Annotated in this window: 23 protein-coding genes; 18 read left to right on the top strand and 5 right to left on the bottom strand. The window is 53.6% G+C overall.

What is annotated here, in order from left to right:
* The first annotated feature begins 121 nt into the window (after positions 1-121).
* From OEU85_RS04240 to OEU85_RS04205, 8 genes are all read left to right on the top strand, one after another.
* Positions 122-1,027 carry a Dps family protein gene (locus OEU85_RS04240; RefSeq protein ID WP_262690204.1) on the top strand — a complete coding sequence of 302 codons (906 nt, stop codon included), beginning with the start codon at positions 122-124 and terminating at the stop codon, positions 1,025-1,027.
* Positions 1,028-1,065: 38 nt separating this feature from the next.
* A complete protein-coding gene (locus tag OEU85_RS04235) occupies positions 1,066-1,227 on the top strand; it encodes a hypothetical protein (RefSeq protein WP_262690203.1) in 162 nt (53 codons plus the stop codon).
* 129 nt (positions 1,228-1,356) lie between these two features.
* Positions 1,357-3,357, top strand: coding sequence for an ATP-binding protein (locus tag OEU85_RS04230; protein ID WP_262690202.1), 2,001 nt, complete (start codon positions 1,357-1,359; stop codon positions 3,355-3,357).
* Complete coding sequence (locus OEU85_RS04225) at positions 3,354-3,731, top strand: response regulator (protein ID WP_262690201.1); 378 nt, start codon at positions 3,354-3,356, stop codon at positions 3,729-3,731. Before OEU85_RS04230 ends, OEU85_RS04225 begins: the two co-directional genes overlap by 4 nt.
* A 188-nt stretch (positions 3,732-3,919) precedes the next feature.
* Complete coding sequence (locus OEU85_RS04220) at positions 3,920-4,228, top strand: hypothetical protein (protein ID WP_262690200.1); 309 nt, start codon at positions 3,920-3,922, stop codon at positions 4,226-4,228.
* 20 nt (positions 4,229-4,248) lie between these two features.
* The gene (locus OEU85_RS04215) at positions 4,249-4,707 is read left to right on the top strand and encodes a hypothetical protein (protein WP_262690199.1); all 459 of its coding nucleotides are present in this window, start codon (positions 4,249-4,251) and stop codon (positions 4,705-4,707) included.
* A gap of 461 nt (positions 4,708-5,168) precedes the next feature.
* Positions 5,169-5,300 carry an entericidin A/B family lipoprotein gene (locus tag OEU85_RS04210; RefSeq protein WP_262690198.1) on the top strand — a complete coding sequence of 44 codons (132 nt, stop codon included), beginning with the start codon at positions 5,169-5,171 and terminating at the stop codon, positions 5,298-5,300.
* 62 nt (positions 5,301-5,362) lie between these two features.
* Positions 5,363-6,223: a hypothetical protein gene (locus OEU85_RS04205; protein WP_262690197.1), complete on the top strand. Its 861-nt coding sequence runs from the start codon at positions 5,363-5,365 to the stop codon at positions 6,221-6,223.
* A gap of 47 nt (positions 6,224-6,270) precedes the next feature.
* Here the strand turns inward: OEU85_RS04205 and OEU85_RS04200 are convergent, their stop codons facing one another.
* Positions 6,271-6,999, bottom strand: coding sequence for a DUF502 domain-containing protein (locus OEU85_RS04200; protein ID WP_262690196.1), 729 nt, complete (start codon positions 6,997-6,999; stop codon positions 6,271-6,273).
* A gap of 106 nt (positions 7,000-7,105) precedes the next feature.
* Complete coding sequence (locus tag OEU85_RS04195) at positions 7,106-7,813, bottom strand: TVP38/TMEM64 family protein (RefSeq protein ID WP_262690195.1); 708 nt, start codon at positions 7,811-7,813, stop codon at positions 7,106-7,108.
* A gap of 257 nt (positions 7,814-8,070) precedes the next feature.
* On the opposite strand from OEU85_RS04195, the gene OEU85_RS04190 reads away from it, so the two are divergent.
* The 8 genes from OEU85_RS04190 to OEU85_RS04155 all read left to right on the top strand — a co-directional run bounded on the left by OEU85_RS04190 (position 8,071) and on the right by OEU85_RS04155 (position 16,219).
* Complete coding sequence (locus OEU85_RS04190; RefSeq protein ID WP_262690194.1) at positions 8,071-9,087, top strand: amidoligase family protein; 1,017 nt, start codon at positions 8,071-8,073, stop codon at positions 9,085-9,087.
* Entirely contained in the window at positions 9,087-9,872 is a 786-nt protein-coding gene (locus OEU85_RS04185) for a gamma-glutamyl-gamma-aminobutyrate hydrolase family protein (RefSeq protein ID WP_262690193.1), read from the top strand. Before OEU85_RS04190 ends, OEU85_RS04185 begins: the two co-directional genes overlap by 1 nt.
* 97 nt (positions 9,873-9,969) lie before the next feature.
* Positions 9,970-10,689 (top strand): response regulator, encoded by a 720-nt coding sequence (locus tag OEU85_RS04180; protein WP_262690192.1) that lies wholly within the window; start codon positions 9,970-9,972, stop codon positions 10,687-10,689.
* Between the two features lie 125 nt (positions 10,690-10,814).
* Complete coding sequence (locus tag OEU85_RS04175; RefSeq protein ID WP_262690191.1) at positions 10,815-11,336, top strand: CC0125/CC1285 family lipoprotein; 522 nt, start codon at positions 10,815-10,817, stop codon at positions 11,334-11,336.
* A 156-nt stretch (positions 11,337-11,492) separates the two neighbouring features.
* Positions 11,493-13,079 (top strand): N-acyl-D-amino-acid deacylase family protein, encoded by a 1,587-nt coding sequence (locus OEU85_RS04170; protein ID WP_262690190.1) that lies wholly within the window; start codon positions 11,493-11,495, stop codon positions 13,077-13,079.
* Between the two features lie 149 nt (positions 13,080-13,228).
* Complete coding sequence (locus OEU85_RS04165) at positions 13,229-14,944, top strand: GMC oxidoreductase (protein WP_262690189.1); 1,716 nt, start codon at positions 13,229-13,231, stop codon at positions 14,942-14,944.
* Positions 14,944-15,573, top strand: a complete 630-nt coding sequence (locus OEU85_RS04160; protein ID WP_262690188.1) for a gluconate 2-dehydrogenase subunit 3 family protein — start codon at positions 14,944-14,946, stop codon at positions 15,571-15,573. The genes OEU85_RS04165 and OEU85_RS04160 overlap by 1 nt, the downstream gene beginning before the upstream one ends.
* A 1-nt stretch (position 15,574) precedes the next feature.
* Entirely contained in the window at positions 15,575-16,219 is a 645-nt protein-coding gene (locus OEU85_RS04155) for a 3-keto-disaccharide hydrolase (RefSeq protein ID WP_262690187.1), read from the top strand.
* 79 nt (positions 16,220-16,298) lie between these two features.
* Here the strand turns inward: OEU85_RS04155 and OEU85_RS04150 are convergent, their stop codons facing one another.
* Together OEU85_RS04150 and OEU85_RS04145 are read right to left on the bottom strand one after the other, a co-directional pair.
* Positions 16,299-17,210 (bottom strand): sugar phosphate isomerase/epimerase family protein, encoded by a 912-nt coding sequence (locus tag OEU85_RS04150; RefSeq protein WP_262690186.1) that lies wholly within the window; start codon positions 17,208-17,210, stop codon positions 16,299-16,301.
* On the bottom strand, positions 17,207-18,355 hold the full coding sequence (locus OEU85_RS04145; RefSeq protein ID WP_262690185.1) for a Gfo/Idh/MocA family protein: 1,149 nt from the start codon (positions 18,353-18,355) through the stop codon (positions 17,207-17,209). Before OEU85_RS04145 ends, OEU85_RS04150 begins: the two co-directional genes overlap by 4 nt.
* 167 nt (positions 18,356-18,522) lie before the next feature.
* On the opposite strand from OEU85_RS04145, the gene OEU85_RS04140 reads away from it, so the two are divergent.
* Together OEU85_RS04140 and OEU85_RS04135 are read left to right on the top strand one after the other, a co-directional pair.
* Positions 18,523-19,740 (top strand): nucleoside permease, encoded by a 1,218-nt coding sequence (locus OEU85_RS04140; protein WP_262690184.1) that lies wholly within the window; start codon positions 18,523-18,525, stop codon positions 19,738-19,740.
* A 68-nt stretch (positions 19,741-19,808) separates the two neighbouring features.
* Positions 19,809-20,819 carry a LacI family DNA-binding transcriptional regulator gene (locus OEU85_RS04135; RefSeq protein WP_262690183.1) on the top strand — a complete coding sequence of 337 codons (1,011 nt, stop codon included), beginning with the start codon at positions 19,809-19,811 and terminating at the stop codon, positions 20,817-20,819.
* Between the two features lie 5 nt (positions 20,820-20,824).
* On the opposite strand, the gene OEU85_RS04130 is transcribed toward OEU85_RS04135, so the two are convergent.
* A complete protein-coding gene (locus OEU85_RS04130; protein WP_262690182.1) occupies positions 20,825-21,763 on the bottom strand; it encodes a sugar phosphate isomerase/epimerase family protein in 939 nt (312 codons plus the stop codon).
* Positions 21,764-21,903 lie beyond the last annotated feature (140 nt).

Raw genomic sequence — 21,903 nt, 5'->3', positions numbered from 1 at the left:
TCAGTGACATAAGGTCGCTTCGCATATTCGTTTTTATGTCTTTTTTATACGGGCGTTCCGCGTCCGTATCGAAAACTCACGTCAATTGTCTGATCTTACATGTGTTTGAAGGAGATTGGTCATGAGTGCGACAACGACGCGATATGGGAAAAGTTCCGAATTCGACAGCTTTGCTGTGAGCTTGCACCAATGCTTGAAGCGCCACGAAAAGGCGTTGGAAGCAGAGGGGCTGGGCGACGACGTTCGCGAGCTTTCTCGCTGGATCGAGAAAATCTACAGCGGTTCCATTACAGCGCTCGAAGCGCTTGAAATGCACGGGCCCCGCGATCTGGTAAATCTCAAGGAGCGGATCATACTCGCGCTTGAGGAGCAGCAGCGCATCGCGGAAGAGTCTCCGGCAGTCAACCGACGTAAGGACAAGGAGCAGCAAAAATATGCTTCTGCATTCCACGATGTGTCGGATGCGCTTGACCATCTGATCAAGGCAACATCGGCCTCCAATATTAAAATGAAAAAAGGAGATACAGGCATGAAGCTCGTAACCCCCGTAAAAGACGGCCAGCCAGTAGACGGTGGTATCGGTGAAGAGAGCCGCGCTGACGTGGCGGAAGCGCTCGGCAGCATGCTGGCGTCGACATATTCTCTTTATGTGAAGTCACTGTTCTATCACTGGAACGTAACCGGCCCACGCTTCCATAGCTTGCACAAGCTGTTTGAGGAGCATTATCAGGACCTGCATGAAGCAGGCGATGATATTGCCGAACGTATCCGTGCCATTGGCCATTTTACGCCCGGCACCCTCAAGGCCTTTGGCGCGTTGTCGCAGGTTGAAGACGACGATGAGCTGCCAGGCTCAGCAGAGGATATGCTGCGTAACCTGAAGGAAGCCCACGGCGTTTGTGCCGGGGAGGCCCGCAAGGTCCTTAATATTGCCGAGAAAGCCGGTGATGAAGTGACAGTTGATCTCATGGTTGAACGCATGCGTTTCCATGATGAAGCTGGTTGGATGCTTGGTGCATCGCTCTAAAATTAATGAAACCGCTCAGGAACTGAATGGAGGACATAATGAGCAATAACTTGAAAATTCTGCTTGCGGTGGTTGTCGCTGCTATCGTTGTCGTGGTTGTGGTTGACCGTGATGATGATCTGGGTGACCAGATCGAAGAAACAGCAAATGACGCTGGCCGTGATTTGGAAGATGCTACAGAAGAACTGAAAGATCAGTAACCTGAAGTGGTGAAATAAATACGAAAAAACGGGCTATGGCCCGTTTTTTTATGGCCGGGAAGGTTCCTAATGGAATATTTATATGGCAAATCCTAGTTTGAAATAGGGAAAAACTAAGACGAGGGCCGTATGTCACTTGATGTACTTGTGTGTATTAACGGGCACCCCAGAAGCCACATGGTGGTTGATGCGGCGCTAAGAAAGCTCAAGGAGACCGGCTCAAGTTGGCGTGTGCTTTATGTAGACCCTACCGATGGAGGTGTCGGGTATACACGTAGACACGAACGTACCATGCGGCTGTTGGAACGTGCGGAGGCCGCCGGGGCGGAAGTCGTGCACCTGGAGGTTGCCGACAGCGGAGCGGCAAAAATTGATTATATTCAGGCCTGCTTCGAGGCAGGGGAAGAAATCACTCATATTTTTGTTGGACAGATTGCAGAAAATGGCTTGAGCGCCGTCCTGAAGCGCTCCACAGCCGACAAAGTGGCCCGGAAGTTTGGCCACCGGTCACACGTAACGGTCGTACCGCTGGAAGGAGCGCTTGCAAAGCCCAGCTTTTGGGAGCGGCTTAATCTCGGCGTTTTTTCCTGGGAGCATATCATGGCTCCGGTGGTCGCGGTAGCCGCGGCTTTTTTGATTGCAGAGTGCGTTCGGGCAATGTTGCCGATGATCATGCACCGGATCAATATGCACAATATCGCGCTTATCTTTTTGTTGGCATGCGTCATTGTTTCACTCCGCTTTGGTCTTTTGTCCGCGCTGGTCGCTTCCGCGCTTAGTTTCGCGGTCATTAATTATTTTTATGTTGTACCAATCGGGCAGTTCAACCTGAGCACGCTTACCGATTTCATCAATATTACCATATATCTGGGTGCGGCCATTATTGTGTCTGTAATGGGGGGACATGTGCGGGCCAGCGTGGAGAACGCCCGTCTTAAGGAGAGACGGTCACGCGCGCTTTACGACATCCACCAGCTCACATCAGGTGCTGACAGCAAACATCAGGTGCTGGAGATCCTTGACCGGGAAGTGCACAAACTTTTCAACATGGAAGTGGCTTTTTTCCTGCCCTTGGGGTCAAGGGAGGATACGCTCGGGCGGGATGAAGTAACGTTTTCCCGGTATCCTAGTCATTCTCAGCTAGAGCAAAAAGACATGCTTGCACTGCAGAAGTGCTGGCAGCAAGGTCAGACGGCCGGTTTTGGTGCGCTTCTGGGGATCGGGTCGAGTTGGCGGTTTGAAGTGATGGAGACCGGCCAGAAAAAATATGGCGTGTTTGGTGTCAAAATCCCTATGAAGGCGCGGCTTGATCCGGGGTTTGGCCAGTTGATGAATTCGATGACAGACCATGTCGCGGCCACGCTTGAGCGGGTCGAACTGATGAACGAGATGACGGATAGCCGGTTCCGGGAAGAACGCGAAAAGCTTCGTTCCATGTTGTTGTCCAGTGTTTCACACGACCTGAAGACCCCGCTTGCGTCGATTATTGGCAGTATCAGCGTACTGCGCAGCCTGAAAAAATCAGGGCGGGTCACGGAAGAACAGGAAGAGACACTGACAGAGACCGCGCTGGATGAAGCTCAGCGGCTGGACAGTTTTATCACCAATATCCTGTCTATGACCCGCATTGAGAGTGGAGAAATAGAATTCGCCAACCACGAACACGACCCGATGGAGCCCGTCCGTACGGTGCTGAAAGCGTTAAAGCCCCGCTTAAAGGAAAGAGAGGTCAAAGTATCGGGTGACACTGACGGTGTAAGAGTTATGATGGATGCCATGATGACGACGCAGGTTTTGCAAAACATCATCGACAATGCGGCGAAATACTCTCCTGAAAACGCTGCAATCGATCTTTCACTGGAGGTATCGGACGGGCATTTCCGGTATCATGTGAGGGATCACGGCGATGGCATCCCGGAAAATATGCTGGACCGGATTTTCGATAAATACGAACGGTTGAATAAGACCGACAGCCAAGTGGCGGGAACGGGCCTGGGGCTTGCGATCGCCAAATCTGTCATGGGCGCCCAGGGTGGCGACGTGACGGTGGCCAATCATAAAGAAGGCGGTGCAGTCTTTACATTGCACTTCCCATTCAATGACAGCGAAAGGATGGAGGCAGCGCAATGAGTTTTCTGGAAAACGCCAAAATTCTCGTGATCGATGATACACCGTCGATCAGAACGTTTCTGCGGATCTCAATGACAGACTATGGCGCTATTTTTCACGAAGCGGCAACCGCCGGTGAGGGCCAATCACTCTGCCTTTCCGAAAAGCCGGACCTGGTTATACTTGACCTTGGATTACCTGACAGGGACGGGCTTGACCTCTTGCCGGAAATCGTCGGACGTACGAAAGGTGACGCACCCAAAATCGTTGTGCTCAGTGTGCGGAGTGACCGCAAAACGCGTGAATTGGCCTATGCACGTGGTGCGAGCGGCTATGTCACCAAACCTTTCATCATGGACGACCTGATTGAGACAATTGAGCATGTTCTCCACTAGGAGATCTGTTGTCTGGCGCCAGTTTCCATCTGCTGCATTTCCTGCTTTTTTATCACCTCTTTATGCTTCTCCCTTGGGCTTCACATTGTTCCCTAAGTCGTGAACTGCCAGTCTCTAGACATCGACGCAACGCATAGCTCTCTTGTATAGCGCGTTGCGGGGCAAACTAAACCGATAGGAGAACGACTATGGCAACCGCCCAGCAGGAAATTAAGAATCTTAAAAAGGATATGAAGCAGATCAAGGATATGCTTACAGCACAAGCACGGGACGTTGCTCCAAACGGTGCAGACACGTCGCGAATTGATGTTGACGCCATCAAAGATCGTGCTCGTGAAGCCGGTGAAAAAGCCCGCGAATATCTTCGCAATAAGCAGGATCAGGCTGTGGTCGCCCGTGACAAGGCGGAGCAGACGATCAAGGACCGCCCCTTCACCACGACGGCGGCAGCCTTCGCAAGTGGCGCGATTGTAGCGGCACTCCTGAGCCGTCGCTAAGCTCAGGCGGAGAGCTTAATATGGTAGAGGCCATCATAAAGCTGCTGGCTGGGCAGGTCTTGACATCAAGGCCTGCTCTGGAGCGCCCCATCACCCATGCCAAATATGGGTTGCTTGGGGCGCTCGCAGCAGGGCTCGTTGGGGCCGTGGCAACTTTAGCGCTCGGCGGCGCTTTATACCTGTGGCTCATTTCAGTTGGCGCAAGTCAGGCGCTGAGTTTGCTTCTTCTCGGCGTAGTTTTACTGCTCGCTGCCGCAATAATCTGGCGTGTTATTCGAGCCATGATGGAGCGCGAGTTACAATACCAGCAGATTAAAGCCGAGCTAGAAGCGCAATCGAAGGCTCCTGCAGCAGGGGCTGATCTGGTCGTGATGTTATCGAGCTTGTTGCAGGAGACCGCGAAAAGCTTCGCCGAGGGGCTTAGTGCGCCTCGGAAAGAAGAGAATACTGATCCGGGTGATACCACGCCGGCGGAATAAGAGACTGGAAGTCGGCGGTTTGCTGCCCGCCGCTCCGGCAACGCCCCAGGGGCCGTTTTAAACGGGTTTCCTCGCTTCCCCTGGGGCGTCTTCTTTATCTCTCTGCGAGCAGGTCACGCATCTGTATTTATACATTTTTGATAAACATCGACGGTACAGCATATCGAATTTTTGCGATGTACCGGCCTAACGTGACATTGGGCATTTTTACCGAAGCCCCCAGGAAGTGGTCCGGGCTTAGTCATACCTCCCCCAGACTACCCACGCCCGGACCCTTCCGTCCCCATTCTGCGAACCCCTGTTGCCCGGCCAGTTAGGCTGGGCAATTTTTTGTTCTTGAATTAAGGCGAGCTGCCATATTTTTTTTATATGCCCCTTACGGCGACCCGCGCATGTGCCAATCGAACCCTGACGCGACACGGTTTATCTTGCTTCAAGTGATTATTCCAATGGAGGCAAAAATGACCAAACTAACAGCAGCTATCTTCTTGATCGCATCTCTTTTCGCGATCAGCGCCTGTAACACCATTGAGGGTGTAGGACGCGATGTTGAATCGGTTGGCGATACCGTGGCCGATGAAGCCAAAGATTAATCGGGAAATTCCTCGGTGAGAGAGCAGGTGATCACACCTGCTCATTTTATGGGAGTGGACATATGAAAAAGACAAGCTTGATGATGGCAACGGCACTTACTGCATCGTTCCTGATGCAGCCTGTTCTGGCCAGTGACAGAATTGTCTCTGAAAAAGCGACAGCGAAAATCGAGGTTGCAGCCTATCACGAGGACGTGCGCGATCTCTTTGCTGTTCTTTCCGATGCTCACATGAGTTTGCAGATGGGTAACGCCAGGGAAGCAGAGAAGCTTATTAACGAGGCATTCGAGGAGCTGGAAGAAGCCGGCAAGCAAAGCCCGACCGTGAGCGCAAAATCAGCGGTGCCCCTCACCAAGATCGTGGAGCTTAAATTTGGCAATGCCCTTATGCCACAGGTGGTGTACACGCCTGTCAAAGATGGGCCGCTGGAAGTGGATGACTTTGCCGACGCGCTCAAGCTGAAAGGCATTGAGCGGGGCGACGTAGAAGATGCGAAGGTTAAATATGTGCGCCTGAACATCAGCCGGGACAAGCTTGTTCATGACCTCAATGAGGCTCGGGAAGAATTGGCAACTGAAGATTTTGATGGCGCGCAGGCGCAAATTCATGACGCTCAGGCCGGTATGATTACCGAATTTGATATCGGGCAGTCAGATGAGGTGGTGGCCAGAGACCACGTTGCCTTGACGCGTTTCATGCTTAAGGCGGCGGAATATGAAGGTGCCCGTGAGGCACTGCAGGTTGCTGAATCTGCCCTGATCAACCTGAAGGACGGTGAGGACGCCGCCGGGCGTAATGCGCCGGAGGTTGAACAGATCAAAGCCGATATGGAAGAACTTCAGGATATGATTTCGCGCCGCGACCCTTCGCTTGCGGACCAGATCGACAGCAAGCTTGAGAAATGGTGGAAGTCGTTGAGCTAACCAGCAAGATCAAACCATGAGAAAAAGGAGCCCTGGGGCTCCTTTTTTTATCGCTCGCCGGGGTGCCCCGCTTTGGGGGTAGTATCCGGTTTTATCAGTTCTTCCTCGTCTACCGGTGCGCGATCATAGACAAAGGTTTTCGGGACGTCTGCACCGCCCGAGATGATAAAGGACATCGCCTCGTCCAATTTCCAGTTGGTTGGCACGATATTCTCTACTGGCACGATCTCAAGGTAGCCGGAGGTCGGGTTTGGTGTCGTGGGTACATAGACCGCGGCCAGCTCGCGCCCGGTGCGGCTGTCTTTGAAAGTGCGGGTCACAAGCCCTACTGTCTTCATGTCAGCAGACGGGAATTCAATCAGTACAACGCGCTCAACGTCGTCAGAATTGGTTTGCATAGCTTCCGCTAGGCGTTTGATCGTGTTGTAAATTGTGCGTGCGACTGGCACCCGCTGAATGAGATCATCCAGCAGCAACAGAAATCTCTGTCCAAACCACCGTGAGGCCAGCCAGCCCACAAGATAAAGCAGGCTCAGCATGATAATGACGGCAAGGGTCGTCTGAAACCATGGGTGTTTTACCAGATGAAAGGCAGCACCCCCTGGGTCGGCCCATGCGGTCAGGACATCGATAATGGGCGAAGCCAACTGGTGAATGAACTGCAGGATGACATCCAGAAGCAGCAAGGTTAACCAAATGGGTATCAGCGTAAAAAGTCCGACAAACATATTGTGCCGGGCTTTGGCCAGGAACGAATTTTTGTCCCCCTGAGGCATAGTGGATCTCCGGAATGATTGGGGTGAACCCCGTGATGGTCAGTATGGCGAAGCCACCATGGCCTGCAAGGCTTTTCAGTATAGCGGTGGAATGTGGGGTAGGGTGTTAGACAAAACGACCGCGCCGCCGCTCTGGTGTGCGGGGGTCTGAGATCTTGCGAGATAAAAGCCGACCACCAATGAGCAGGACCGCAAGTGCGAGCGCCATAAGGCTCATTTCCACGCTGGCAATGTCATCGATGGACTTCATTTGAGCGAGCTTGCCGCCGGCGACAACGTAAAAAGCGATCCACGGCACCACCCCGACGAGAGAGGCCATGAAAAACCGCAATGCGCTGATGTTGGTCACGCCCATCAACAGGTTGGTAAGCCCCACCGGAAGGCCGGGCACAAGCCTTAGAAGCAGCACATAAAAGCCACCCATCTCCTCGATGGCTTTGTCAATTGAAATAACCTGTCCAGGAAAGCGGCCTCTGACAGCATCATAAAGGATGTAACGGGCGACAAGAAAGGCTGCAACGGACCCGAGTGCCGCGGCGACGCTGGCTGCGGCGGTGCCGATAAAAGGGCCGAATATGGCGCCTGCCATCAAATTCAGGATAAAGGGCCCGGGTACATAAAGGGCTACAAACAGCGTGTAGCCTACAATGAACATGAAAAGAAACATAATGGGAGATGCATCGTATTGCTGGCGCATCAACTTCAGGTTCTGCTGTATTACATCAAGGGTAAGGTACCCTTCGTTGACCAAAAGAAAGCTGCATATGCCAACCAGCACGACAAGGACGATGCTAAGCTTGGTTTTTAAGGTCATCAGGGTTTCCTCCGCTTCGGTGTGGCGCCAGACACTTTGAGGCAAAACACTCCCACAGTTGCCATAAGCAAAAAATCCTGCTCGTGGGGAAGAAGATAAAAATACCATAAAAAACATATATTTGCTTGTAGCTTTACTGCCACCGATGATGATTTTTATGCTTTTTTTATGTTGCTGAGCCTTTGCGCCAATCTCATCTTTAGTGTTGTCCGCCTACCATGGGACCATGAGTAGAAGAGGATAATTCCGTGGAACGAGTGCAAGAAAATTATGACGTTGAGCTGTTAACTGACCAAGGCCAGACGCGGGGCGTTGGTTTTGAAATTGAGTATGCGGGTGTGCCACTTTGGCGGGCCGCGCGCATTGTTCAAGGTCTTTTCGGCGGAAATGTGGAGGAGCGATCCAAGGCGGAATGGTATGTTGTCGAGACGTCCCTAGGCTCCTTCAGGCTGGAGATTGATGCAGAGCCTGTTAAAAAGCTGGTCTCAGGTATCGACCGAGGATCTGATGCCACAGCAGATGGCTTTGAGCGCTTATTGAGAAAAACCGCCGACGCGGCTGGTGATGTTGTTGCGTCCATAAGCGAGAAAATTGCACCGCTTGAGATTATCGCACCCCCAGTTCCAATCGAAAAAATTGAGGAGCTGGACAAATTGCGGGAAGCGCTCTTCTACGAAAATGCGAAAGATACTCAGGCATCTCTGCATCACGCATTTGGGCTTCATATAAATCCTGACGCGATATCATTGAAGTCTGAAAATATACTGAAGCATATTCAGGCGTTTGCGCTGCTTTATCCAATGCTGAAGAATGAACACAATGTGGATTTTTCGCGCCGTATAACACTGTTTATCGAGCCCTACAGCACAGAATACCTCAATCACATCATGGCCGACGGATATGCTCCGACGCAAGAGCAACTGATTTGTGATTATCACCGCTTTAACAAAAGCCGTAACAAGGCGCTTGATATGCTTCCGCTGTTCTCCGAACTGGACAAGGAACTTGTCCGGGAACTTTACGGTGCAGACGAGAAAATCAATGCGCGCCCGACCTACCATTACCGCCTGCCTAACTGTGAGGTATCCAATGGCGATTGGTCGCTGATGAAAGAATGGCAACGATGGTTGTTGATCGAAAGATTGGCGTCCAACGATGAAGAACTCAGCAGGCTGCGTGATGAGTGGCGAGAACAGCCAACCGTCTTCACGGAGCGGATGCGTGTCGCTGGCACACCGAAGGCCGACAAGCTTGCGTCGGCGGGAGGTGCTTAATGACCGTCGTACAGGAACGAGTGCGTCCGCTGATCGGAATCACCACAGGGTCGAGGGCCAATTTTCTCGCTTATACCGCGATCGGTTACGGTATCTGGCTTGCCGGGGGCAGACCCATCAGGGTGAGCCCGAAGCATAACCTTTTACGCACGAGAAACCTGAAAGGCCTTGTAGTTTCGGGCGGGGCGGATATCGACCCAACGCTTTACGGGCAGAATAATACCCATAGCGTCGGACTTGATCCCTATCGGGACCGGTTGGAGGCTGAGTGCGTGGAAATGGCGTTCGCAGCCAAGCTGCCAGTTTTAGGAATTTGCCGTGGAGCCCAGATGATTAACATTGTCCGTGGTGGGGATTTGCATCAGGATGTTCCGTCGGTATTTGAAGGTTTCTTGCCAACGCAAAGCACCCTCGGGAAGATTTTTGCACGTCGCAAGGTCGTTATCGAGGGCAGGAGCGCATTGCGGAACCTCCTGGATAAGCCCGATGATATATGGGTCAACAGCTTGCACCACCAGGCGATCAATACACTTGGGCAGGATTTACGGGCCATCGCCCATGACGCTGAGTTTGGCATGGTGCAGGCGATTGAGGGCACTGAACGAGATCATTTTGTGATCGGTGTTCAGTGGCATCCGGAATTTATGTTGTACGCAAGTGCACAGCGGCGTATTTTTGCCGCTCTCGTAGCTTCAAGCTCAAGTGGTGGCGCCTTGGCCGAGGGCGGTGCTCGCCGCTATTCCGGCAGTGTTAAAGGGCCAATGCTCTCTGACTGGCCTGCATAGATCTATCGCCTGCGCAACACGGGCGTTATATAGTTATATATTAGTGCAACAATCAACTGGTGGCCCCAAGGGGCATACGCACGAGGGGGAACTGGTTATGAAACAGAAGAAAAGCACCATTTTGGTGGTGGATGATGAACCACAAATCCGCAAGCTCCTGAAAATCTCGCTCGAATCCAATGATTTGAAATGTGAAGCCGCGGAAAAAGGTGGTGAGGCGGTACGGCTAACCGCGTCGTTGAAGCCCGACTTGATTTTATTGGACCTTGGCCTGCCCGACATGGACGGCAAGGATGTCATTGCCCAGATCAGGGAATGGTCGCAGGTTCCGATCATCGTCTGTTCGGTGCGGGATGGTGACAAGGAAATGATCGATGCCTTTGCCCTTGGTGCTGATGACTATGTGACGAAACCTTTTAATCCCGATGTGCTGCTCGCGCGGATTACAGCCAATCTGAGAAAAGCCGCGACACAGGAGGCCGGTGAGCCCGTATTGATGAACGGTCGTATCAGAATGGACTTGGTGCGGCATGAAGTGCTGATTGACAATGCCCGGGTTGATTTTACCCCAAAGGAATATGATCTGCTGCGCTATTTCCTCGTCCATCGGGGCAAGATGCTGACGCACCGTCAAATTCTCCACGAGGTATGGGGGCCAGCACACGGCGACGACATGCAGTATCTGCGCGTTTACGTTAGCCAAGTACGTGAGAAAGTGGAACCTGATCCCACGAGGCCCGACTATATTGTCACAGAGTCCGGTATTGGCTATCGCATGGAAGTGGTGGAAGCTGACGCGCGGGAAAACTGCCCGTAATACCGCGAAATTCCAGGCAAATTTATCACCGCTTTATAAAAGCGACCCTAACCGCATATCGAGAATTCATCTGGGCCACATTAGGCTTTAAGTCGTTAAAGATTTTGCCTGTTCAGGAGGTTCGAATGAAAAAGATATTACTGACATTGCCGTTGGCCTGCGCGTTGACCGCGTGTGCCTCTTCAGGGCCACGTTACATGGCCGCAGATGAGCCTGGCGACTTTGGGTATTACGAAAGTGTAATCGAGAAAAACCGTTACCGCATCGCCTATAAAACGGAAGGTGACGAGGCGGGGCTTGCCCGGGATTATGCGCTGTTGCGCGCCGCGGAACTAACTCTCGAAAAGGGTTATGACTGGTTTGAGGTCGTGGACCGCGATACAGATGTCGACCGCAGTGAAAGCCATGCACATGCTGTTACACACATGCGCGTGCATGCGACCACTTATCGTGAATGTGGTGTACTTTCCTGTCGCACAGTAACCCGCCCGGCTTACATAGAGCCCTCGACGACAGAGACATATTATCGTGGCCGCGAAACCACAGTGACGTTTGTCGAAATCGTGATGGGTGAGGGTGACAAACCTGATGGCGGCGCGTTTTACGAAGCCCACGGCTTGGTGGAAACAATGCGTGATCGTCTGTAGGAGGCGGTCTGTAGGAGACGCACAAACGAAGATTTCATAAAACACAGCCGATTGGCTGTGTTTTTTTGTTAGGGGCGCGGGGACTTCTTATGCAGTATAGGCTTAGGCTTGAGAGAAATACTTTATTGGCCTGAAGTAGGAGGCAAGGGGGCAGTATTGACTATTGGGTATTCTGCGTTTTATCGAACCGTCGCATTTTTTTGGGCAGCATTAACCCTTTTTTCCATTAACGCGAAAGCCGACGAGCAATACGATTATCTAATCAAGGGCGGCGTGGTCTATGACGGGTCGGGCTCGGCAGGTGAGGTCAGGGATATTGTGGTCTCCGGCGGCGTAATCGCTTTTTGGGATGAGCAGAACCCAGGCCCCATTCAAGCCAGCCGAATCATTGACGCCTCGGGCTTCGTTGTGGCGCCTGGTTTCATAGACCCACATACTCATAGTTTGGACGATCTTGAAAACAGCAAAACCCGCCAGAACCTCAATTATCTTACCCAGGGCGTAACAACTGTGTTTACCGGCAATGACGGCGGGGGAAGCCCTAATGTCAGACAGGTCAAGGACGGGCTGGCGGAAGATGGAGTAGGTACCAATGTTGCGTTGTATGTGGGGCACGGCGCGGTCAGGCGCGCAGTTATGGGGACTGATAAGCGCCCACCTGAGCCATTTGAAATGCAGGCCATGAAAGACCTTGTCAGGCAAGCGATGGCCGACGGTGCCTTTGGCTTGTCCTCAGGTCTTTATTACGCACCGGGAAGTTTCGCGACGACCGATGAGGTCGCCACGTTGGCGGAGGTGACGGCAGGGTATTGCGGCGTGTATGATAGCCATATGCGCGATGAAAGCAGCTACACCATCGGGTTGCTGGATGCTGTGCGCGAAGCGATTGAGATTGGCAGGCGCGCTGGTGTGCCTACTCATATTTCACACATCAAGGCGCTGGGCGTGGATGTTCACGGTAAAAGTCTCGAGGTGATAGGCCTTGTTAACGCTGCCAGAGCGGAAGGGCTTGACGTTACTGCAGACCAGTACCCATGGCTTGCATCGGGCACAAGTATTGCCGCCAGCCTGGTGCCGAGATGGGCAATGGCAGGCGGGCGCGACGCGATGAAGGAACGCCTTCAGGATACCCGCCTCAAACAGCGGTTGGCGAAAGAAATGGCGGAAAACCTCCGCCGTCGCGGTGGCCCGGACAGCCTTTTGGTGGTGGGGGGAGAGGCATCATGGCAGGGCAAGACCCTAGCCGATCTTGCCGGCAAGTGGCGGCTTACACCCATTGATGCCGCGGTGCGTATTGTGCTTGCTGGCGATGCGGACGTGGCATCTTTCAATATGCATGAGGAGGATGTGATTAACTTCATGCGCCAGCCGTGGGTGATGACCGGGTCGGACGGCAGCGGTGGGCATCCGCGGAAATATGCGACATATCCGCAAAAATTCCAACAATATGTAATCGACGCACCTGTGCTTTCGCTGTCGGACTTTATTCGAAAAGGCAGCGGATTGGTGGCTGATAGTCTGGGGCTGAAAGGCCGTGGATATCTGAAGCCCGGGTTCTCGGCCGATATCGTTATTTTCGACCCTGAGACCTACCGGGCGAATGCCACGTACCGCGCGCCCGAGAAGCTTTCGTCCGGCGTGGAATATCTGATGATCAACGGTGAACTGGCGATCGACAAAGGCCATGCTACAGGCAAATTATCTGGACAGGTGCTTACCCACACCACGGACTGTACAAATTAGGTTGAGGTTGTCGCGTGGGCGAGTGTCGTGATGCCAATCAAGCATCTGTTTGTGTGATTGACATGGCTCTATGTAACCGGTTACATTTTGCATAAGGAACGTAAGCAGGGCCAATATGCATGCGCGTTCGGGAGGAGAAGGGGAGCATCGTGAAACAATCCACACCGTATGATGTCGTCATCGTCGGCTCTGGCGCTGGCGGCGGTATGAGTGCCTATGTTCTGGCGAAAAAGGGCCTGAAGGTCCTGATGCTGGAAGCGGGCCGTGACTATAAGCCCGAAGACGAGACGCCTATGTTCAATACGAACGATGAAGCGCCGCTGCGGGGGGTGTCAACGCCGGACAAGCCCTTTGGTTATTATGACGCCACAGTTGATGGCGGCTGGACCGTGCCGGGCGAGCCCTATACCAATGCCCCCGGCAAGGAAGAGTTTCTCTGGTGGCGTCCGCGTATGCTGGGCGGGCGTACCAACCACTGGGGCCGCATTTCGCTGCGCTTTGGTGAATATGATTTCAAGCCTTATAGCCGCGATGGTCTTGGGGTCGACTGGCCTATCACCTATGACGAGCTTGCTCCGTGGTACGACAAGACAGAAGCTCTCGTGGGCGTAACCGGGGGCGGCGAATACCACGGCGCCGGGCTGGAAAATACGCCCGACAGTCCGGACGGCATATTGCATGAAACGCCGAACAGGCGCCTGCATGAGATCATGATGGCTCGCGGTTTTGAGTCAATGGGCATTCCGGTGGCGCCCATGCGTGCGGCGATCATTCAGAAGCCAATGAACGGACGGCAGGCCTGTTTTTACGCGACCTCTTGCGGGAGAGGCTGTTCTATCAAGGCGATGTTCCAGACCACAACGGTGCTTATTCCACCTGCACTGGAAACCGGCAACCTTGATGTCATCACGGATGCCATGGTTTACACTGTTGATATGGGCAAGGACGACAAAGCGTCGGGCGTTACCTATATTGACCGCAAGACCGGAGAACACAAAACTGTCAAGGCGCGGGCGGTTGTGCTGGCAGCCAGCGCGGCGGAGAGCGCTCGTGTCCTGCTCAATTCCGGCAACGGGCGTTATACCGATGGCCTTGCTAACTCAAGCGGGACCGTTGGGAAATATCTCATGGACACAGTGGGCGCGGCGTCGGGCGGCCATATCCCGATGCTGGAAGGCATGCCATCCCGTAATGATGACGGCATGTCGAATGCGCACATTTATGTGCCATGGTGGGGATACCAGAAGCAGGCGCGCAACGAACTGCCTTTCCCGCGTGGATATCATATTGAGGTTGGAGGTGGGCAGCGTATGCCGGGTATGGGTATTGCCGGGCTCGCTGACCATAGTGACGTTGCGTTTGGCGCTGGCCTGCGCGAGCAGATGCGCCGCAACTACGGGGCCGACATTTACCTGGCTGGGCGCGGCGAGATGATCCCGAATGATGATTGTTATGCGGAACTGGACCCGGAGGTCAAAGACCGCTTCGGCATTCCCGTACTGCGCTTTCACTGGAAGTGGGCCGACCATGAAATCAATCAGGCGACCCATATGCGGCAAACCTTCCACGAGCTTATCGACCGGCTGGGCGGAACTGTTTCCTGGGGTAAAGGTACCGACGGGCGTGAAGCTATCGCAAAGGGTGGTGAGATCATCCACGAGGTTGGTTGTGCCCGCATGGGCGACGACCCGCAGACAAGCGTTGTCAACAAATGGGGGCAAAGCTGGGATGTCAAAAATTTGTATGTTTTTGACGGTGCCGTCCTGCCATCGAACCCGGATAAAAACCCGACGCTTACAATCCTCTCACTTGCCATGCGCAATGCAACCCATCTTGCGGAAGAAGCCAGAAAGGGAAATATCTGATGGCTGTTTATACATCCAGGATTGACCGTCGTACGGCCCTTAAATGGCTGTCGGCTGCAGCGGCGACCACGCTTGCTGCCCCCAAAATGGTTCGGGCTGCCACCTATGTTAAAACGCCCCAGGGCTATGGTACAGATCCGGATATGCTAAACCCCACCTCACCATGGGACCGCATCATGACGGACCGGCAATTGCAGACGACGGCAGCGATGACCGATGTTATCCTGCCCGAAGAAGCGCCGTATCCGTCGCCAAGCCAGATCGGTGTGCCGGACTTTATCAACGAATGGGTTTCCAGCCCTTATGAGCAAACCAAGGATGATAAAAAAACCATCCTTGCGGGTCTCGACTGGATTGACGGTGAAGCGAAAACGCGCTTCGGCCATGGCTATGCCGACTGTGCGGAAAGTGAGCAGACCGGGCTCATGGCGACTATCGCGGAGACTGATAATGCCCAGCATGATTTTTTCACACGGTTCCGTAAACTGACACTTGGCGGCTATTACACGACACCTGCGGGTTTCAAGGATATTGGTTATATCGGCAATGTGCCGCTGGAGCGCTACCCAGGCCCCACGGACGAGATGAAGGCCACACTCGACGCGCGGCTGCAAGCGATTGGAATTTAAGATGAAAGCATTAATGGTTGGCCTGATGGCCCTGACATCTCTCGGCGCTTGTGCGGATGAGACAACGCTTCTGGATGCAAGCCACTGGCGCAATTATCAGGGCGAGGGAATCTCTGGTGGTTGGCAGGCGGAAGGCGACACACTGTCGGTCGTTTCTTCCCCGGCTGGTGACCTGATCAGCAAAGAAACCTACAGCAGTTTTGACCTGACATTTGAGTGGAAGATTTCTGAAGCTGGTAACAGCGGCATCTTCTTCCATGTTCAGGAAAGCCCTGACCTTCCTTATGTATTTTATTCCGGGCCAGAGTTCCAGCTTCTGGACAATAAAGGACGGGACGAGCCGCCGCTTGAGCAAGCGGGGTCTCTCTTCGCGCTTTATGCACCCTCGGATGATTATACCAAGCCGGTGGGGGAGTTTAATACCTCGAGGCTGGTGGTGGAGGGGAGCCATGTGCAGCATTGGCTGAACGGGCACAAGGTGGTTGAATATGATATGGACTCCGAGGCGTTCAAATCAAAGGTCGCGGCCAGCAAATTTGGCAAATGGCCGGCCTTCGCCGCCAAGCGTAGCGGACATCTCGCCCTGCAGGACCACGGCAACCCGGTAACCTTCAGGAATATTCGCATCAAACACCTGACGGATTGATACAAAAAAACGGCCCACCCCGCATGAGCAGGATGGGCCATCATTCGGTTGGGGGTCCGCTACCTTGAACTTCCCGGATTTATATAAATTGCTGAAGATGATCGCGGCTTAAACGCAGGGCTTTCTTGCGATCTTCGAGGCTGCCTTCATAATTCTTGTCCTCAACCTCGATGCAGAAGGCGCCGTCAAAACCGGTGGCCTTGAGTTCAGCCACATATTTACCCCAGTCGATATCCCCTTCGCCGGGAATGCAAGGATCGTGGTACTCCAGTGGCAGCGCCATGGTGCCCAGATCATCCAGTTTATCCCGGTCCACCCGAACATCCTTGGCGTGGGCATGGAAAATACGGTCAGCAAATTCATGCAATGGCTTTAAATAGTTCATTTGCATCCACACAAAGTGCGAGGGGTCGTAGTTCAGGCCAAAATGATCCACTCCCATGTCGGTGAACATGCGGCGCCAGACGGCAGGGCTACGCGCGAGATTCTTACCCGACGGCCATTCGTCCATGGTGAAATACATGGCGCAATTCTCAATGCCGATCTTGACCTGTTTTTCAGCGGCATATGCCAGCAGTGGTTTCCAGGTTTCCAGGAATATCGGCCAGTTGTCGTCAACACTTTTGGTCCAGTCGTTGCCAACGAAGGTGGTAACAATGCCAAGCCCCATCATGGCTGAGGCGTCGATCACCCTTGCAATATGCATTATCGCGATCTCTGCCTCTTCCTTCACTGGTGACAGTGGGTTGGGATAATAGCCAAGTGCGCTGATTTCAACGCCTTTGGCTGCGGCATAATCCAGATGGTACAATGCTTTTTCAGGCGTAAAATCCGCCACATCCACGTGGGTGACGCCCGCGTATTTACGGTCGCTGTCCCCTTTGGGCCAGCACATGAGCTCAACACATTCGAAACCGTTTTCTGCCGCGAAGTCTACAACTTCCTCGAACGACAGATCAGCCAGAATGGCGCTTTGGAATCCCAGTTTCATGAGTTCGTCTCCAGCCTGATCCATTTCTCCGTTTGACTGCTTTCAAGGATGACTTCGCACAGCATCACCTGCTTGTGGCCGTCTTCAAAACTGGGGAAATGGGCATCACCGGTGCACCCGGCGGCGATATAGTCGTAAAAGGCCCGGAAGCATTGCTTGAAGGTGTCGGGATAACCTTCACTGTGCCCTCCCGGGTAAGAGGCGTAGGTTGCTGCGCTGTTTGCCATCAGCGATGGGTCCTTCAGCAGCAGCTCGTTTGGCTTGTCGCGGTGGCCAAGCCACAGTTCATTAGGTTGCTCGCCGTCCCAGGCCAGTGCTCCATTCGCGGCGGCGATCTCGTAGCGCAGTGCATTTTTGCGGCCCGCCACCATTTGGGAGACGTGCAGGCTGCCTGTCGCACCACCCTTGAAGCGCAGCATGACAGCGCCGTAATCTTCCGTGTCGATGGGCACGTCTTCATATGTCTGGCCGTGATCATCGGTGCGACCGAAGGTGGTGGTGTTGCCAACAGGCTTCCGCCGCGTCTCATAAAATGTTTTGAGGTCTGCGAATACGGCTTCTACCTCAAGCCCGGTAATGCCGGTGAGCATATCCATCCAGTGCGTGCCGATATCTGCGACAGCCCGCAGAGCGCCACTTTCGCTTGCGTTCAGGCGCCAGTTATAGTCGGTGTCATGTAAAAGCCAGTCTTGCACATAACATCCGTTCACATGAAAGATGCGGCCAAGCTTCTCACTGCACAACGCCCTAGCCTGTAGGTTAAGCGGGTAGTAACGCAGGTTATAACAAACGCCAGCAGCCAGCTTGCTTGCTCGTGCCAAGGTGACAAGCTCCTGTGTTTCAAGGGTATTCATCGCCAGCGGTTTTTCACACATTACATGTTTTCCCGCCGCCAGCGCCCGCTTGGCATAGTCGAAATGCAGTACGTTTGGCACGCATAGATGCACAGCGTCTACTGCCGGATCGGCCAATACATCATCATAACTGCTATAGGCTTTCTCAAGGCCGAGGGCGGCCCGCGCCCGTTCCGACTTTTCCGCACTGCTCCCCAAAATGCCGCGTACAACGATACCGATGCGCGCGAGTGCTTCTGCGTGCGTCGGGCCCATAAAGCCTGTTCCGACGATAGCGGCTGTTAGTGACACCTGTATCCCCAGTTCTGAAATCCGGCCTGATCCGGTAAGTGCTGCCACTTATGTAACCGGTTACATTTTCACTTGTCAAGCCACGGTAATCGGGTAATCTCGGCTCAGGTGTGGTGGCCGGAGGGCTTACTGCATAGTGTGTTGGCTTGGTTTCCGGGGAGGGGAAGATGGACAACAAAAATTACGCGCGGCTCAGCGTCATGATGTTCCTGCAGTTTTTTATCTGGGGCGCATGGTTTGTGACACTAGGCACTTATTTGGCTGCCGTCGGATTTTCGGGAGCTGAGATCGGTACGGCATACCTTACCAATAATATTGGTGCGATCATCGCCCCGTTTTTCATTGGCCTGATCGCGGATCGCTTTTTCGCGTCCGAGAAGATCATGGCTGTGCTGCACATCGTGGGCGGGGTGACGCTCTATATGGTTTCTGGCATGGCTGAGTTTGGCGCAATCATTGCGGGACTTATGTTATACAACGCTTGCTATATGCCGACGCTCGCGCTCGTAAACGCTATCTCCTTCAACCAGATGGGCGCCCCGGATGAGCAATTCCCCCGGGTGCGGGTCTGGGGCACTATTGGCTGGATCGTCGCCGGATTGGTGATTACCTATGGCCTCGCGCGCTATGGTGCCAACATTGAGGCAACCGCTGTGCCGATGAAAATGGCCGCCGCTGCCTCCGTGCTGTTGGGGCTATATAGCTTTACCCTGCCGCACACCCCGCCCGGCAAGTCAGGCGAGCAGGTCACGATACGTGATGTGCTGGGGCTTGATGCACTCATTCTCCTGAAGGATCGGGCGTTTGCCATTTTTGCGCTCTGTTCGCTGCTGATCTCCATCCCGCTCGCATTCTATTATGCGTTCACTAACCTTTATCTCAACGAGCTGGGGGTTGAGGGTGTGGCGGCCAAGATGAGCATGGGCCAGATGTCCGAAGTTGCGTTCATGCTGCTGATGCCGTTCTTCTTCCGACGTCTTGGCGTTAAATGGATGTTGTTGGTGGGTATGCTGGCCTGGGTGGCGCGTTACGCGCTTTTTGCAAGTGCAGCGGACAGCGCGAGTGTGCCGGTGCTGATCGGTGGGATCCTGCTGCATGGGGTTTGTTATGATTTTTTCTTTGTCACCGGACAGATATATGTCGACCGAAAAGCCAACAGCACCATCCGCGCCAGCGCACAGGGTTTCATCACACTCCTGACCTATGGTATCGGGCTGGCAATAGGCTCAAGCCTTTCGGGTGTTGTTGTCGACCATTTCACAGAGAACGCGGTGCGTGGGTGGGGGCAAATCTGGTGGGTGCCCTGTGCATTCGCCGCTATCGTTGCAGTCCTTTTTTCCATAATCTTTAACGATCGCAAGATGGACGCGACTGCAGCATCATGACGCAATAGCGATTGCCACCAATACCCTGCATCCATATAGTGCCGGCACTGAAGGTGGGAGAGAGTTGTATGGCCAATATTCGCGCGGTTTCCAAGCTGGCAGGTGTGTCCGTGGCGACGGTATCGCGGGCACTTAGGACGCCGGACGTGGTGTCGGAAGAAACGCGCAAGAAGGTCATCGAAGCAGTCAAGGAAACGGGCTATAAGCCGAATATGATGGCGCGAAACTTTCGCTCCAAAAAGTCATATTCGATCATGGTGTTGGTGCCTGATATCTCCAACCCGTTTTTCTCCATGGTTATCAGTGGTATCCAGCAGGCCGCGAAAAAAAGTGGCTACAGCGTGCTGCTTGGCAACACGATGGGGGAGGTAGAAACGGAGCGCGAGCTCGCACACCTTTTGCACACCAACCAGACCGACGGTATCATTCAGTTGAGCTCCCGTTTCCCGCTGGCACCGGAAGACTGCGAAGAAGGCCGCACACCGCCCGTTATCAACTGCTGTGAATGTGTGGATGACGACAGCATGCCGACCGTAACGCTTGATAACGTCGGTGCATCCAGGGCGATGACAGACCATCTCTTTGGTCTTGGCCACAAACGCATCGCAGTCATATCTGGTCCGAAAGGAAGCCCGTTGACTGTGGCACGTCTGGCCGGGTGTCAGGCGGCGATGAAGGCTGCCAATATCCCGTTTGACCCCGCACTTGTCGCCGAAGGTGACTATAGCATGGCATCAGGCGCACGAGCGGCGGAAGCGCTGCTGTGCAACAGCTTACGACCTACCGCGATCGTTTGTTTCAACGATGAAATGGCCATCGGCGCCATGCAGCAAATTCGCAAAGCTGGCCTTTCGGTGCCAGGGGATATCTCGATCACCGGCTTTGATAACTTGACGTTTGCAGCCTATACTGAACCGCCGCTAACTACCATCTGCCAGCCTTCAGAGGCCTTTGGTGAGAAGGCGGTTGAGGTCTTGTTCGATATTATAGAAGACAGGGCAATGCCTGTGCGGCACCTGACACTGCCGTATGAGCTGGTTGTGCGTGAGAGCACCGCACCGCCTTCATCAGCCGGATAGTATGATCAGGCTTTTTCTATAACCATTTCAAGGTTGCGCAGATTGTCTGTCAGCGCGCCCAGTTCCTTATCAATGGGCATATTTTCATGTTCAATGAACATATATTCCGCGCCAATCTTTTTAAGCCTTGCATATACCCTGGACCAGTCGGTCACGCCGGTGCCAAGCGGGGTGGGCGGCGGCATGTCGTAAAGTGACGGTGTGAAGGGCTTTTGCCAGTCTTTCATGTGCACGGACGGGATACGGTCGCCGTATTTTTCCAGATACGCTAGCGGGTCTATGCCTGCCATGGTGGTGTTGCCAATATCAAGTTGCAGTTTTACCAAGTGTTTGTCGGCGCTGTGCAGCAGAATATCAAGGCCGTGCTTGCCTTCAAAACGGTTGAAATCAAAAGCATGGTTGTGATAGCAAAATTGCAGACCTGCCGCCTTGGCGATTTCACCGAACCTGTTGAAGCGTTCAGCAGAAAACAGGAAATCGTCACGCGTGGTTTTGCGCATGGCATTGTCCCATTCGCCGCCCTCTGCAAGGACTTTCATGAACGGGATCGCTGCAACGACATAGTCTATCCCGAGTTCGGCACAATAGTCGATAATACGCGCCGCTTCGCTATCCGGCATAAACGCGGTGAGGCAGTGCGCGCTGACAGGGTTTAATTCTCTTGCTGATAACGTGGCCTTCATCTGCTTGACGCTGCGGTCATAAAAACCTGCGAACTCAAGATTACGGATGCCGAGAGCTGCAACGGCATCAAGCGTTCCCTCAAAGTCAGCAGCCATGCTGTTCCTGAGCATATAAAGTTGGACACCGGTTTTGGGGCGTGCGGTAGACGCCTGAACAGGTGCGCCGGGCAGGCCAGTCAACACCGCTGAACTTGTGGCTGCCAAAAGCATCATGAACCGGCGTCTGTCAACGCTCAGGTAGGCTTTGTGCTTGCTGTGCATCGTGGTTAATCCCCCAATTTATCTGGTGTGTGATCCTCAATGACCGAGATAATAACACCAAAAGCGTTCAGGAAAGCGGCTGCTTTCGGCTTCCTATTACGTCAGAATTCGACGGCTGCGTCAATTTCGCTCGCTTTGCC

The sequence above is a fragment of the Kordiimonas aestuarii genome (assembly GCF_025574465.1).
In the GTDB taxonomy this organism is placed as follows: domain Bacteria; phylum Pseudomonadota; class Alphaproteobacteria; order Sphingomonadales; family Kordiimonadaceae; genus Kordiimonas; species Kordiimonas aestuarii.
This window is presented reverse-complemented; position numbering and strand designations above follow the sequence as displayed.